Annotated in this window: 17 protein-coding genes; 5 read left to right on the top strand and 12 right to left on the bottom strand. The window is 50.3% G+C overall.

From position 1 onward, the window contains the following. Positions 1–56: 56 nt before the first annotated feature. The 3 genes from A0126_RS06235 to A0126_RS06225 all read right to left on the bottom strand — a co-directional run bounded on the left by A0126_RS06235 (position 57) and on the right by A0126_RS06225 (position 2286). Positions 57–470, bottom strand: coding sequence for a hypothetical protein (locus A0126_RS06235; RefSeq protein ID WP_088836881.1), 414 nt, complete (start codon positions 468–470; stop codon positions 57–59). Positions 471–529: 59 nt separating this feature from the next. Next, complete coding sequence (locus A0126_RS06230) at positions 530–1222, bottom strand: hypothetical protein (RefSeq protein WP_088836880.1); 693 nt, start codon at positions 1220–1222, stop codon at positions 530–532. 68 nt (positions 1223–1290) lie between these two features. Beyond that, positions 1291–2286: a potassium channel family protein gene (locus A0126_RS06225; protein ID WP_236549986.1), complete on the bottom strand. Its 996-nt coding sequence runs from the start codon at positions 2284–2286 to the stop codon at positions 1291–1293. A gap of 70 nt (positions 2287–2356) precedes the next feature. Between A0126_RS06225 and A0126_RS06220 the strand changes: the two genes are divergently transcribed. From A0126_RS06220 to A0126_RS06210, 3 genes are all read left to right on the top strand, one after another. After that, positions 2357–2584 carry a DUF1659 domain-containing protein gene (locus A0126_RS06220; RefSeq protein ID WP_029333476.1) on the top strand — a complete coding sequence of 76 codons (228 nt, stop codon included), beginning with the start codon at positions 2357–2359 and terminating at the stop codon, positions 2582–2584. 18 nt (positions 2585–2602) lie between these two features. Further along, positions 2603–2809, top strand: a complete 207-nt coding sequence (locus A0126_RS06215; RefSeq protein WP_029333475.1) for a DUF2922 domain-containing protein — start codon at positions 2603–2605, stop codon at positions 2807–2809. A 92-nt stretch (positions 2810–2901) separates the two neighbouring features. Next, positions 2902–3801 (top strand): hypothetical protein, encoded by a 900-nt coding sequence (locus tag A0126_RS06210; RefSeq protein WP_088836878.1) that lies wholly within the window; start codon positions 2902–2904, stop codon positions 3799–3801. A 109-nt stretch (positions 3802–3910) separates the two neighbouring features. On the opposite strand, the gene A0126_RS06205 is transcribed toward A0126_RS06210, so the two are convergent. Then, positions 3911–4333, bottom strand: coding sequence for a hypothetical protein (locus tag A0126_RS06205; RefSeq protein WP_088836877.1), 423 nt, complete (start codon positions 4331–4333; stop codon positions 3911–3913). Positions 4334–4648: 315 nt separating this feature from the next. Here A0126_RS06205 and A0126_RS06200 point away from each other — a divergent pair, with 315 nt between their 5' ends. Next, positions 4649–5332: a lytic transglycosylase domain-containing protein gene (locus A0126_RS06200; protein ID WP_029333472.1), complete on the top strand. Its 684-nt coding sequence runs from the start codon at positions 4649–4651 to the stop codon at positions 5330–5332. Positions 5333–5345: 13 nt separating this feature from the next. After that, positions 5346–5927, top strand: coding sequence for a DUF1643 domain-containing protein (locus tag A0126_RS06195; RefSeq protein WP_029333471.1), 582 nt, complete (start codon positions 5346–5348; stop codon positions 5925–5927). Between the two features lie 117 nt (positions 5928–6044). Here A0126_RS06195 and A0126_RS06190 read toward each other — a convergent pair whose 3' ends face one another. The 8 genes from A0126_RS06190 to A0126_RS06155 all read right to left on the bottom strand — a co-directional run bounded on the left by A0126_RS06190 (position 6045) and on the right by A0126_RS06155 (position 14750). Beyond that, positions 6045–6305, bottom strand: coding sequence for a hypothetical protein (locus A0126_RS06190; RefSeq protein WP_029333470.1), 261 nt, complete (start codon positions 6303–6305; stop codon positions 6045–6047). A 13-nt stretch (positions 6306–6318) separates the two neighbouring features. Then, entirely contained in the window at positions 6319–7221 is a 903-nt protein-coding gene (locus tag A0126_RS06185; RefSeq protein ID WP_088836876.1) for an acyl-ACP desaturase, read from the bottom strand. A gap of 277 nt (positions 7222–7498) precedes the next feature. Next, positions 7499–9874, bottom strand: coding sequence for a glycoside hydrolase family 31 protein (locus tag A0126_RS06180; RefSeq protein WP_088836875.1), 2376 nt, complete (start codon positions 9872–9874; stop codon positions 7499–7501). A gap of 174 nt (positions 9875–10048) precedes the next feature. After that, positions 10049–11572, bottom strand: a complete 1524-nt coding sequence (locus tag A0126_RS06175) for a cardiolipin synthase (RefSeq protein WP_088836874.1) — start codon at positions 11570–11572, stop codon at positions 10049–10051. Between the two features lie 112 nt (positions 11573–11684). Further along, complete coding sequence (locus tag A0126_RS06170) at positions 11685–12803, bottom strand: GTP-binding protein (protein ID WP_088836873.1); 1119 nt, start codon at positions 12801–12803, stop codon at positions 11685–11687. A gap of 110 nt (positions 12804–12913) precedes the next feature. Next, entirely contained in the window at positions 12914–13783 is an 870-nt protein-coding gene (locus A0126_RS06165) for an alpha/beta fold hydrolase (RefSeq protein WP_088836872.1), read from the bottom strand. A 12-nt stretch (positions 13784–13795) separates the two neighbouring features. Continuing rightward, entirely contained in the window at positions 13796–14242 is a 447-nt protein-coding gene (locus tag A0126_RS06160) for a DinB family protein (RefSeq protein ID WP_088836871.1), read from the bottom strand. Continuing rightward, positions 14235–14750: a GrpB family protein gene (locus A0126_RS06155; RefSeq protein WP_088836870.1), complete on the bottom strand. Its 516-nt coding sequence runs from the start codon at positions 14748–14750 to the stop codon at positions 14235–14237. Before A0126_RS06155 ends, A0126_RS06160 begins: the two co-directional genes overlap by 8 nt. Positions 14751–14820: the final 70 nt, after the last annotated feature.

Below are 14820 nucleotides of genomic sequence, written 5' to 3'. Positions count from 1 at the left end.
GACCCTGCCCTTCTGTTAACACACGCCGATTCGATTGATTTGCTGATTCAACGGACTTAAAAAGGAACAGTGCCACCTGATTCTTCGCTGACTTCAAATGAAGTGATTTTCCCAATCGTGACATACGCATAGTACCGTGCCAGGACGGCGCGCCAACGCGCGGCGTCAATCCCCGTCAAGTCTTCTCCGAGCGGAGAACCGTCAAATGTCTCAAACTGCTGACAAAAAAACGCTTCTTCGTCCTCGTTCCATATTACAGATTCGCCAATGAAACCCGTTGAAAATCTGACGAAATCCGCAATCGAGGGACCGATTACTTCTGCCGGGAGGCGTTCACTCATTCTCCCGACCAGTTCATAGCGGTCGCGCTGAGCTTGATCCGCGTCTTCTAACGTCTGACAAAGTAATACTTCGCGATTGATTTCAACTAGAACGATGTAGTCACCGCTCGGTACATTGACGTGTATCATCACTACACCCCTTGGATTAAATTCGTGTAGTTTCTTGATGTGACTTGCTGTTCACTGCCTTATAATGTCCATTTTCGATCAAACATCAATTCAATCGGTTCGTTGTTCTTAGACTTTAACACATGGACGCGCGTCGTATCAATTTGATCGAGTAAATCAGACTTTTGGAGCGAGCGGATTTCAGTCGCTTCCGACTCGGCGATGCGCGCCCGGTGTGGCTCAAGCAACGCTTGTTGCTGACTTGCGAGAGCGTACCAGGCAAGCCGCGCAAACGGCTCGTCTTTCGCCGTCTCAAGAGCGTAACTTTCAAAAATGTCCGGCAGATAGCTGCTGAATTGATCGAGCGCATCAATACGTTCCGCTAAATCGAGGACCGTCAACCAGCTCGGTAACGATAACAACGATTCACTTGACCACCAGTCGATTAAATCGACGTGCTCTTTAAAGAGTTGTTGTGCTTCCGTCCGGTCGATGAAGTGGTGCATCGTTTGAATCAATTCATTCCAGGCGACCGTCCAATATTCTTCCGACGGGTTCGCCGAGATGAAGAATTGACGATACACCGTCAACAGCTCCGATATGTCACGGAGCGTTTCGACTTCCAGCCGCTGGTTGAGTCGACTGACTGCTTTTGTGAAATAACTTGGTTCTAATGTTAGCGCCATATAAAGTAATTTCGGGACATCTTTCAAATCTCCTTGATCGACAGTCTCAAATAATTCTTGAATCCACTCTGGTTGTTCGTTCGTCATAATAAATTCTCCTCTACATAGTAAATTTATTTACTATACCCGAAAAGAAATAAATGTAATCCTCTTCTTTAAAAAGCACCAATCCGTTTAGCTGTTTCTTCTCCACATAACACGATCAACAATGAGCCGGGCGGAATCGTTTCGTCGAGTCGCCGGTTCAGGTCAAGTCGCTTTCCGTCGGACAAAATCGTCACGCCTTCTTCGAGCATCGCATGGAACGCTTCACGGTACGTCGTCCACTCCGGTCGTACCGGAATCGAGAACATCCCGTCCCCGTGTTTCGTCAATAAGTTCGTCACGACTTTCGTCACACCCGGGTGATGGGAGGCGAGAATCGCCATCCGGGAAATCGTTTCGTCCCCGAGAATGACTTCGTCGACCTTGATTTGTTCAAAGCTGTCGAGATGTTCTTCAAGCATCATCTCGACGATTGTATAGATGTCCGGATTCGCGCGTTCGATACTTGAAGCAATCAGCAGCGTCCGGCCGTCCGCCAGCGCCGGTGGCATTGAATGATCGGCGAGGACGATTGCACGCGCCGCCTGTTTGACGTTCGCCCGTTGTAACGTCGAGGCGAGTGCCGGGTCCCCGTTGACATAGTGGAACCGTTCGTGACTGAATGGTTCCCGCTCCAAATCATCGACGAGGATGACATCCGTCGTCTCGAGCAGTTCCTCGATGACATGTTTCGACCGGCGGCTGTAGCCGAAGACAATCGTATGGCCTGACTCTTTCACTTGCAACAACCCTCTCTCTTTTTGATCGCGGATCACTTGGACTCCGTCGACGAGCTTCGAAATTAAACTCCCGACGATCCCGATCCCGAAAATGAATACAAAAATCGTCATCATCCGCCCGAAATCCGTATTCGGGAAGAAATCACCGTATCCGACCGTGACGACGGTCGTCATCGTCCAGTAGACGGCACGGAAATACGAGCCGAACGTCTCCGGTTCGACGAGATACATCAGCAAGGCGACGCCGAACACAAAGAAAAACGACGCATAGCCTAACGTCCGCATCTTTAAAAAGGACATCTTTCGTAAAAATCGAAACCAAATCATTCTTTTTTTCACTTCCTTTCGAACAATATCTCTTCGCACCCTGTTAATAGGGGCGAAGGAGGTGATACACATGACACAAGCGGAAGAAATCAAAACGAGTCTCGTCGTCGTCTTCGAACGAGCGGATAAAGTTTCACCGAACGGAGATGCCCTCATCGCCCGTCGTCGCTTCAACGGACTCCGTCCAGACTTAGCTCCTGAAGCTGTCGCTGCAATCGGTCAAGCCATCGGCGCAATGATTACAGGAACATACACACACAGTGAAATCAGTCGTGACTACGCCCTACTCAACGCCTAATCTTAAAGGAGGATTCTCATGGAACATACCATTTTATTGACGTTCGACACATCGACGAACAAACCGTTTCGCCTTCGGTTATCCGGTGCGAAAGCAGACACGACGGTCGCTGAGGTCAAAGCCCTCGGCAACTTGATGGTCGCACACGATCCGTTTTATAACGGCATCATCAAATTGCGTGAAGCCGAACTGCAAAACAGCTCGGAATCCGCCTACGTCCTCTAACACGCACCAGTTGTCATCATCACCGATTGAGGTGATGATGACTTTTTTTTGGTATACTAGTGTTATCAACCAGCTGGAAAGGAAGTCAATTTATGGCCAAACGCCCTCTTACCCCTCGCGAATGCGAACTCGTCGTCTGTAGTCTCTATGTAATGGAACTGATTCCATTCGAAGGAATTATGGAACGACTCGAGTCGATCACGCTCCGAGACATCATCGGACCGGTCGCGACCGGTGACGCGACCCGTCAACAAGCAGCGGAGTCGCTTGATCAATACATCAAGGTGCGGCGCCGCCGTTTCCGTAACGTCCCTCCGGAACACTTATGGTCGCTCGACGACCGGATGGAGCAGGAAGCATTACGGATGATCCGTAAACGCTCTCCCCTCTCTGCCGGAGAGAAGCTCCAACCGAAAGCAATCCCGTTCGAGATGGGTGACACCGTCGAGATGAAGGTCACGGAGATTCAGGAACGCAACAGTAAAGTGACCGTCGTCGGGAAAGTCGGACAAGTCACGGCAAAACTTCCCGTCGCGAACCGCCAAGCGCTCAAAGGCAGTAAAACGATAGCAGCTTGGGTGACGGGCATCGAGAAAAAACCGGCCTTGATCCACTTGTCGACTTCCGACTACGGAAAACACCAACCGTCGGCTGAAGTCCTCGCGGCATACGTGACAGCAATCCGGGGCTTACGTCAGTTTTTCGAAACGAACGAGCTGCCTTCGACAGAAGAAGTCGATTTAGCGAAATCCTTGTTCCAACGGATGATCCGCCGCGATCAAAATGACTGGTTCACGGTCTATGTCGCAATGGGCCGTCCACAACTCGACCATGTCCGCCGCTGGGTCAAAGTCATCCAAATGCTCGGCAAGTCATTGCGTGGCGACGAAGATGCGACACGCCAACTGGCTTCACAGGAAGATCGCTTCTTCAAGGACGCGTTACTCCGTGCCTGCCGCTCCGTCGAGAAGAATCTCGATTCGCGTACGTAACCTCTTTCGACTCTCACGCATGAAATACCTATTAAATGAAACCGATTTTCCGAAACAAAAAAATGCCGCTACCGTCGAACACTTACTTCGAGGTAGCGGCATTTTGAAATTAAGTGATGTCGAGCGTCGACTCGAGGGCCCGACACGTTCTGCGGATCGTCGGTAAAAAGTCCGTTCGTTTCGCGACGCCGCCTTTAATATGAACATGATGAATCCCTTTCGTCCGTTGAATCGCCGTCAGGACCGTGACGAGTTCGACGAACCAATTCGAAATCAGTTCTACGACCTGCTCATCAAAAGCAGCCGCTCCATACACATCATACCCGTTCTCGCAGAGATGGTTCGGGAATTGTTGCTTAAACCGAAAAATTAACGTCTCCGTCGTCGGAATCGACCATTGCTGAAAGAGGATGCGTCGTTCATGATCCATCGACGTTTCAATCACTCCGTCCGTCTTTAACTTTGGCTGACTACCGATGTTCAAAATCCAACTCGTTTTCTTTCGTTCGCCAGTGGAAGTGATCGTTCGCATGGTTTCGTCCATCTCCTTTGATGTGTAAGCGTTTACTCTCTTATTCTACAAGCCGATTGACCTTTCGTGCAAGTGACAAACTAATGAAACTGAACGATGCCTTCGTCTGACGTTTAGTCTAACAAACTTTTCCGCTGTTGACGATGTCAGTAATTAACAACATTCCCCGTGTCTTGCTTTTTTTAACCGCTTGGACGCAAATCGGCAAAAAATGATCGAATCCTGCGACACCATCCGTCCCGTAAAGAAATAGCTACTAGCCCCACTAAAAATGTGATACCATTCAGTGGAATCATCGAAAGAGGAGAGAACATTATGCGAAAGTTTTTACGAGTTAGCATCTTGTTCGTACTGTTCGTCCTCATCGCCGGCAGCTTCGTCTACTGGCAGAATCGGGAACGTGTCCAAAATGAATTGTATCGTACCTATTACGGGCAATACGGCGTCCCTGCCGAGAACATCGACATCTACGAACAAGCCGGTGACCGTTATGAAATCGATTGGAAGCTGTTAGCAGCAATCCATCGGGTCGAGACGATTTTTTCGAACTCTTCCGCGATGCAGTCGTCCGTCGGCGCCATCGGTCCATTCCAATTCATGCCGAAAACATGGGTCGGTTGGGGATATGAAGGTGGTACGTCGCTCGGTGACATCGAGCACGACGGGATTGATTTAACGGATCCGGAAGCAATTGAAAAGTATGGCGGTCTTGGGGTCGATGCTGACCAGGACGGCAAAGCCGATCCGACAAACCTGACGGATAGCGCCCATACGGCAGCGAAGTACCTCAACCAGCATGACGTCACGAAAACATCTGAACGCCAGACGCTCGAGTCCGCACTGTTTGAATACAATCGCAGTGAACAATATGTCGTCGACGTCCTCGCACAATACGATAATTACCAACAGCAAGTCGAGACGATTGATGCGAACGACCTCGACTTCAAACAAAAGACACTCGCCCTACTTCTTCGCGTCAGCTCACGTTTACTCAATTAAAGGAGGCACCACCATGACACAACCCGATCTTTCATCACTTCAGATCGAGGAATCGTCGATCCGCGTCAAGACGACATTTGATGCAGACAAGACGAAACGTTATTTGCGAAGCTACATCTTTGACGATATCGAGGAAGGGACGCACGTCGCCGCGATGATTTATACACCGCGGACGACGGACGCCTTCTTGTCCGGGACGACGACACAACGGGCGTATAACTTGATGAAGAAACACGTCAGTGCTCCCGTCAAACAATACGATATCATCAGCTTGATGCCTGATTTACTCGTCAGTGAAGATTTACCGTTCGCCCAGGCGAGCTATGACGAAATCAACTACCAATTCGTCGAACAGACGTTACAGCAAGTCCGGGCGAAAAATGGTGTTGTCTTATGCGGATGGGGCTCCCCCGGTCGCTTGATGCACCACTTGCCTGCATTCGAAGATTTATTCAACGAATATGCCGACATATTATACTGCTCCGGCATCACGTCTAAAGGCGAACCGAACCACTTGCGTCTGACCGTCGACGACAGCCCGATGATCACGTATCGTGAGATGCAACAAAAAGCGAAAAAACTGCGGCGTAAATAATCCGTCAACAAAAAGGTGTTCTTCCCGGTTCTTACACACGGGAGAACACCTTTTTTTAGGACGATTAAAGCATTTACGTCTGGATGCTGTCTTGTCTCATCGGTAAAGCGGTTCGAATCACTTTTCGACTTCGACTTCCAGAATAGCTTCGATTTCTGCTTCGACTTCTTTATTCACCATCTGCGAACGTTTTTTTCTCAATTCAAGATCCATTTCTTGATCGATGAACTGGTTCGTATGCTTATCAAAACAGCTGTAACAAACCGCATGAAAGTCTTTTTCATCTGTCTTCAAAGATTTAAATTCCCACGTCTCCAGTTCCAGATAACTGACTTGGTTATTCGTTTCTTTTCCACATATTTCGCACGTCATGTTCATTCCGCTCCCCTTTTCAGACATCTTGCTTACTTTTTCCTAATTGGCGTTCTTTGATTCGTTTTAGACGTCCATGATATTTCATGATGTTCGCTTGTGATTGTTTGGCTTCTTCACTCGTCGGTTCCAAGTTCTCGATATCCCAGTATTTCACGACGACATCTAATACTTGGTCGAAGTATTGGAGTGGTCCGTAATTCGTATCGACGGCGATGGTTTTCATGCGCTCGGTAAAGTCCGGCATGACGGCACCCGGCATCGAGAAGTTAATGATGACATCTTCAAAGAACACGATGAAGTTCGGATCGAGCTCAAGGTGTGCCTTTACCGTATCGCGATAGAACGCATAGTGAAGGGCTTCGTCTTTCGCCAAACGGCGAAGCAGCGTCGCCAAGTCTTTGTCATGCGCCCCTGCCACTCTCGCGACGTTGTTATAGAAAACGAGTGTCGCAAGCTCCTGCAACGACGTATAGGCCATTGTTGCTAAAGGATTCGTAAAGTCCGGGAACCAACCACTTTCAACGACGCGTCTTCTTAATTGATGCAACCGGGTCGGATTGACGTTTCGTGTCACGAGTAAATACGTTTCGAGTAAGCTCGAATGCTGATCTTCCTCCGCCGTCCACGTACGGACGAAATCATTGATGACCTCCATCGAATTTTTAAAGGTGTAATCCAAATGCGACGTGTACCAAGGTAAATTCACTTCTGTCAGCAAGGCCGTTTCCACCGCAACGATGACACCTTCCGGAAGCGTGACTTGACTTTCCTCCCAAGGAACCCGTTTAAATGACATCGCCTTGTCCCAAGGAATGAATTCGTGATAGCTCCAGTCGATATGTGCAGAGCGTTCCTTATGTAATCGATATAATTCTTGAATGCGCGGTTCTAAACGAATATCTAAATCTGAATTTAACATGATCATGTCTCCTTTAAGATGTTTTTTTAACCTTAACCCATTTAAATGTATTTAACCATTATAATGATTTAAATCAAACTTGTTTATGGCTATAACATTTTAAGGAGCAGGTCGTATTAGCTACTGTAGACATTATAAAGTGAGACGCCGTCCTATCCAAGAAAAAAAACCTGCATTCACAGATTTTTTAAAAATCCATGCATACAGGCTTATGACTCACTTGAGAAAAATCGCTAAAATTATTTGAATACTATTCATCCTGTCGTTCATTTTCGCGTCAGTACAGCATCAATTCAAGTAAACAGTCGACGAGATCCTTCTCAAGATCCAGTGCCTGGAGCTGATGCATCAAATTGATCGGCTCAAGACGTTGCGTCAACAGACGATAGAGACGGTCCTTCAAGTCGTAGCCGATTTCCGCCTGATCGAGGAACTCATATAAGCGTTCCATCCGATTATCGTTCGTTGACATTTCGACTTGGAGCGATAACGTGACCGTTTCCGTCACTTCACCGAGCGAAACCGTCAACGATTGTTTTTTCGGGTCATATTCGCCCGGTAACGTTTCTCCGTCACGGACGATATACCCTTCGTTGACACCACGTAAAATCACAGTGATGACCCGTTTTTCAGGCAACAGTTCCTGTTTTCCGATTGGTGCTGCGATCGTCATCGTCCGGGCGACCCAGTCGAGTTCGAACGATGTCTCGACGTTTTCCCCGTCCCGGTGGGCGACACCGACACTGTCATCCTCAAACAGCGTGAATTGGTTCGAGGCGCCAGGGAATACGTGAACATCGAGGTGTTCCGGATTATGCAAGGCGTTCGAGTGCTCGACATGTCGACCGAGCGGAATGATCGCGCCTGCTTTCGCGAGAACCGCCTGTTCGTCAAGCTTTCGGAACAGACGCATTTGTTTCCCGCCTGTATAACGGTGACCGGAGAAGAAATCGAACCATTCCCCGTCCGGCAACCACGCCGTCGTCGCCGCGACGTGTAATTTCTGATTCATCGGTTCGACGATCGGTGCGACCATCATTTCCGTTCCGAAATAATACTGGTTCGGGACGGCATACGCAAGTTCGTCTTCCGGATGCTCATAATACATCGGTGAGACGAGCGGCAATCCGTCAAAATGATTGCGGGCATTCATCGTGTAAATATACGGGACGAGTTGATGACGCAACCGTAAATACCGTTTCATGACTTGTTCCGCCTCGACCGAATACCGCCACGGTTCCTTCCCGTTAAAGATGCTCATCGTACTGTGCAAACGCATGATCGGGCTGAAGACGCCATATTGGAGCCAGCGCGTCGATAATTCATCATCTTTTTCACCGCGCTGGTGTCCGCCGATATCGTGACTCCACCAGCCGTAGCCGATGTTCGACGCCGTCGCCGTGAAGTACGGCTGGAACTTGAGTGATGCCCAGGAGATGATCGTGTCACCGGAGAAACCGACCGGATAACGGTGACTGCCGGGTCCTGCGTAGCGTGAGAAGATTAACGGACGATTGCCGTCACGGGCGATATCGAGCGCATGGTAATGATTGAGCATCCAGAGCGGGTCGAGCCCTTTAATCTTCGAGTTCGCCCCCTGTTGCCAGTCGATCCACCAAAAGTCGACGCCGTCCGCCTCATGCGGGTGATGCAGTTTCGTGAAGTAGTTTTCGATGAACGTCTTGTCCGAAAAATCAAACGGAATCCGGTCTTCCGTATCCGGATCAAGTCCCATCGCGACAGCCATCGCTTCATAGGCCTCTTCAAACCCGCGAACACCGTCCGCCGGGTGCAGGTTGAGCGTCACCATCCGGTCATCATCCTTTAACCATTTCAGGAAGCCTCGCGGATCGGGGAACAAGTCGCGGTTCCACGTATAGCCGGTCCAGCCGCTCCCGTATTTTTCCGGAATGTCGGTCACGTGCCAATCCATGTCGATGACGCTGACGGAAAACGGGACGTCTTCTTTTTTGAAACGTGTCATCAAGTCTTTGTACTCTTTTTCGTTATAGCGCCAGTAACGGCTCCACCAGTTCCCAAGGACTTGACGCGGCAGCATCGGCGTCGGTCCTGTTAAATGATAGAAGTCCTTCAACGCTTGTTTATAGTCATGACCATAACCGAAGTAATAAATATCTTTTGCCCCGGCTTGGCGCGGCTCGACGAAATGATCTTCCGTCAGGACGAACGAAGCCGAGTCGTCAATCGCCGCGTACCCTTGGCGGGAGATGATTCCTTCTTCGAGCGGAATCTCCCCGTCCGCATGGTCGAGTGTCCGCGCCGTCCCTTTGAGCGTCCGGAGCGGTCCGCCGAATGTATAGCGGCTGTAGTACGTACTGAAGTTCCCGAGCACGTCGACATATAACGTATTCTCAGCGAACGGACCTTTCGTATAGTGGAGGTGCACATGTTCCGTGATAATTTGCAATTCCGTATCGTCTTCAACGATTCGGAATGACGGGACGGGAAAATCGCGGTTCCAGACCGTTTGCGTCGGCCGGTCCTCAAAGCGACCATCCTCCGCGTATTCCATCCGAATCATCCGACTCGTCAAAATCGTGAAGCGGTAATGATCACCTTGAATGATCGCTTCCGGTCGTGCCAGTGGTTTCATGTCTCGCGTATAGAAATGGGATTCGTCAATTGTTCGCATACGGGATCAGGACGAAATCGTCCTTTTCACTTCCTTCCAAAAAGTAAGTAGTGCAACCGATGTACACCCTAAGTGTATAAAACTGTTTGTTCCCGTTTCAAGTTCCAACTAATCCATTATTCAAAAAAAGTAGTCCCGCCAATGCATTATCGACGGGACTACGAACTCTGCTTTTTATAATAAGGGGGAAATCAGCCGCGAGAATGATTCGAACAGACGAAAACGAAGCGATCGCTTGACATAATCATTGGACGACAACTGAATCGAAACTTCGAAGTCATCGATGAAGTCCCGCTCAAGCTTCGATGCACTTTCCGTATCATAGAGAAACGCCATGATTTCGTAGTTGAGGACGAAACTGCGAATATCCATGTTCGCCGTCCCGACGACGCCGATCTTGCCATCAATCAACACGATTTTCGCATGGATGAAATGACGGTTATACGTATAAATTTTCACTCCGTCTTTGAGCAAGGGTCCGAAATAAGACCGTGTCCCGTAATACGACGTGAAGCTGTCCCCTCGTCCCGGCGTCAAAATCCGGACGTCGAGCCCGGCCCGTGCTGCAAGCCGCAGCAATGTCATCGTTTCATTGTCCGGAATCAAATAGGGCGTCGCAATCCAAATCGAGCGCTGGGCAGAGATGATTGCTGCAATCAGGGCATTACGGATCGCCGGATCTTTTGACGTCGGTCCACTCGTGACGACTTGTACCGCCCCGTCCGTCTCAGCGTCATGTTTCGGGAAGTAGCGTGCTAATCCGTCCTCGCCACCGAACGTCTCCCATGTATCCGTCCCTTCAAGATGCGCATAAATCCAATCATCCAAAAACGTCGCCTGCAACTCCTTGACGGCACGCCCTTCGAGTCGAAGGTGCGTATCGCGCCAAAATCCAAATTTCTTGTTTTTACCATCGTATTCATCGCCGACGTTCAATCCACCGGTAAAGCCGACTTTGCCGTCGATGACGACGATTTTCCGGTGATTCCGGAAGTTTGCCGTGAAGATGAACAAGGGACTCGAAATCGGATCATAAGCGGCGATTTTTGCTCCGGCGTCACGGAGCGGACGTAAAAAGCCTTCCCCGAGCATATAACTGCCGAGCCCGTCGTACATGAAGCGGACTTCGACCCCGGCTTCTAGCCGTTCAATCAATGCTTCACGGATCGCCTTCCCCGTCTCATCGTTGCGGTAGATGTAATACTGGATGTGGACGTGATGCTTCGCACTCCGGATCGCCTCAAGAATCGCCGGGAACGTCTCCGTTCCGTTCGTCAAAATTTTACTTGCCGTATGGACATCGACCCCACCGCCACCGAAGTTTCGAATCGTGTTGGCGAGCTTCAGGTGATTTGCCGGCAATTCACTGACGGCGAGCGAACGGACCGGCCGGGTCGCTTGTTTGAGTAACATCCGCTCATCATGCGACCGGCGGTTCCGGCGACGGCGACGCGGGTTCCGACCGAACATCATCCAGATGATGACCCCGAGAATCGGTAAAAAGATTAAGACTAGAAACCAGGCAATCGTCGATTCTGCCGTCCGATTTTCGATGAAGATGATCATGATGACGGCGAGCGGCACGACGACCGCGGAAATCGTTAATACAAAATAGAGGTAATCCAACTGATACAATGTCCAAATGATACCTCCAGCGACTAAAAACACGAGCGCGAACTGTAAAACCCGATTGCGCACTTTACTTCCCCCTCTATGAAACATACTCTCTTATCGTCATTTCCCTGTTCCCTTTAAAAATATAGCAAAAAAAGAAACCACAGATGTGATTTCTTCAAAAGTTGACCTGAATTTAAAAAACGTCATCGTACATCGCGCGACCCGGAAGCGGATCGGCGAGCGAGGCCCAATCAGTTTCATCCCGCTGAACGAGGCAGGCATCGAATTGTGCTTCAAGCCGTTTTTGATCCAAACCAATCCCGATCAGGACGAGTTCCGTCCGGCGATCCGCTTGCGTCTCGAACCGTCCGGCGTATTCCATATTCGACGCATATCCTGCTTGATGAAACAAGAGTGCCACTTCCGGTCGTGTCGCGAGGAACAAAAATCCTTTCGCGCGGACGATTGTTTCCGACCACGTCTCAATCAACGCAAGCAGGCGCTCCGGATGAAACGGTACCTCCCGCCGATAAACAAAGGATTGAATCCCGTATTCTTCCGTCTCCGGGACATGTTCCTCGGCATTGAGCTCACGGATCCAACCGGCACTTCCTGCCGCCTGCTCAAAATCAAATAAATCGACGTCAAGAATTGCTGCCGGGTCGACTTGTCCGTAGGTCGTCTCGATCAGTTTCGCCACCGGGTTCAGTGCTTTCAAATAACGAATGACTTCGATACGTTCTTCCGCCGTCAGTCGGTCCACTTTGTTCAAGAGAAGGATATCCGCAAACTCGACCTGGTCGACGAGCAAGTCAACGACTTCCCGGACGTCCTGTTCATCAACTGCCTGTTGCCGTTCAATTAGTGATTCGCCGGACTCAAAATCTTTCAGGAAACTGTACCCGTCGATGACCGTCACCATCGCATTGATTTTCGTCGCGTCCGTCAAATCGATTCGGCTGTCTTCATCGACGTACGTAAACGTTTGGGCAACCGGAATCGGTTCCGAGATCCCGCTTGATTCGATGACGATGCCATCCAGATCGCCTTGGTCGACGAGGCGACGGACTTCAACTAATAGATCATCACGAAGCGTACAACAGATGCAACCGTTCGATAACGTCACGAACGACTCCTCCGTCCGTGAAAAGCCGGCCTTTTCAATCAATGCCGCATCGATATTGACTTCACTCATATCGTTGACGATGATGGCGAGCTTCCGCCCTGCCCGATTATGTAATAAGTGATTCAAGACTGTTGTTTTTCCTGCACCAAGATAACCGGACAGGACCGTGATCGGAATGCGTGACATGTAAATCGTCTCCTTTATAAATCGTAATGATTACGTTTTAAATAGTAACGATTCCGATTTAGACTGTCAAGTCCCGAAAAATAAAAAAAGTCACGACAACGACAGTCCGTTCAATCACAAAACGTCGTCCGGATCAACTGGACGATTCTTTCGGCAGCCTCTTTTGAAAAACCGGCAATCGTGTAATGGTTCGTATTCGCAATCAGATGGAATCTCGCATCCGGCAAACTATCGGCAAACCGTTCATGAGCTGCATTGATCCGTTTCGTCAAATCTTTGTTCAGCCATTTTTCAGGCATCCCGCCCGCCCAATCGGAAGCTGACAATACAAGAACCGGCGGCGTCACATGCGGGACGAGCTGCAGAATCTGCTGATTGTTGTGTGCGACGGTGTCCCACTCGTCAAGCGTGCCCCGCCAGTGATGCGTCCGGCTCAACTGTCGCCACAGCGGGACACGGTCCGCTTCCGGAAGGCTTTTGAACATCCGCGCCCCGAGATTGTCCGGAATCAACCAGGTGAGAGGACGGATATGACTGAGGACATACAAAAAACGGTTCCACTTTTCCTGCATCCGCTCATACCAGTCCGGTAGTTCAACATCGACTTCCGGATGTGACGGATCGAGCAAGACGATGCCAACCGTCTCGTCCGGACGACGGCGCCCGAGTTCGAGCGAGATATAGGCACCGAGCGAATGACCGATGAACAGAAACGGTCCGTCGATTGTGAGTACATCCAGGACGCGTCCGAGTTCAGCCGCCTGTTGACTAAAAAATCGTTTCGTTTTGCCGCGCGAGGACTTGCCATACCCGAGCCGTGAATATTCAAAGACGCGTCCGAGCTGCAATAACTCGCCGCGCAACCAGCCCCACTGGTGGTGGTTCGACATCATCCCGTGATCAAGGATGAATGTGACTTCGCCCGTTCCCGTCAAGCGGGTGTCAAACCGTCCGTCAACCGTCTCAACAATCCGTTCCACTTTAATCCCCCCTTATTCAAATAACGCCAGCTCGATATCGTACCCGAGCAGATTTAAGTAATCAAACAATTGTGACCGGTGATGATACAAGTGGACGGCTGCTTCCACCAACCAACCGGACGAACTGTCTCTGACGCCCCAGTAGGTCGGTTCCGTCGCAAAACCACCCGCCAGCCGGTCTTGATAGTACTGCCATGACTGGTCCAAGCGGTCGACAAGCTGACCGGTCGGCACCGGAATCGCATAAAACTGCGCCATCTCCTCTGCCGTCGCGCCGGTCGCAATCCGCAAATCCGCTTCGAGCAACACGGCAAGATGGGCGGCGACTTCATATACGGACCGCTTCCCCGCAATCGGTCGCTTCTGCCAATCGTCCTGTCGAATCCGTTCCATCAATCGGCTTGTCGTCCGGACACCAACGGCGACGTGCCGTTGTAACGCCTGTTGCCACTCATCCACGGGACCACCACGCGAGCGCACGGTGTTCCATTTCTTTGACGAACGCATCCTTACCGGCGATGTAGGCACTGATGTCGACCGGATGCTGCTTCGCCAGTTGTTCCTTGATGTCGCTGTAAGCTGTCGCTTCTTGCGGATGCTGCCGTAAGTAATCGCGAAAGACGACATGACGCCTGATTTCCGGACTGCCGTCCGCATAGAGATGGATGTGATGCGTCCGCGCATCGCCGCCCTTGCGGTAGTAACGCCGTCCCGGCATGCCGAACTCGCCCATGACTTCGTAACCGAGTGCTTCCATCGCCGTGTCGAACGACTCAATCTCACCCAGCGTATCGACGACCGGTAAGATGTCGATGATCGGTTTTGCCGACAGTCCCGCGACCGATGTACTGCCGATATGATGGATGCCACGCAACCGTTGCCCGAAAATCGCCCGCAGTTGTGCCGCTTCCGTTTCAAACATTTCTGCCCATACCTCTTGATACGGTGTAACGATGACTTGTCTCATACCAATCCTCTCCTTTGTTATTTAGTATGCCAGTTCTTTAAGCAAAACAAAACGACCTCACGCGTGCGAG

The organism is Exiguobacterium sp. N4-1P, assembly GCF_002214325.1.
This window is presented reverse-complemented; position numbering and strand designations above follow the sequence as displayed.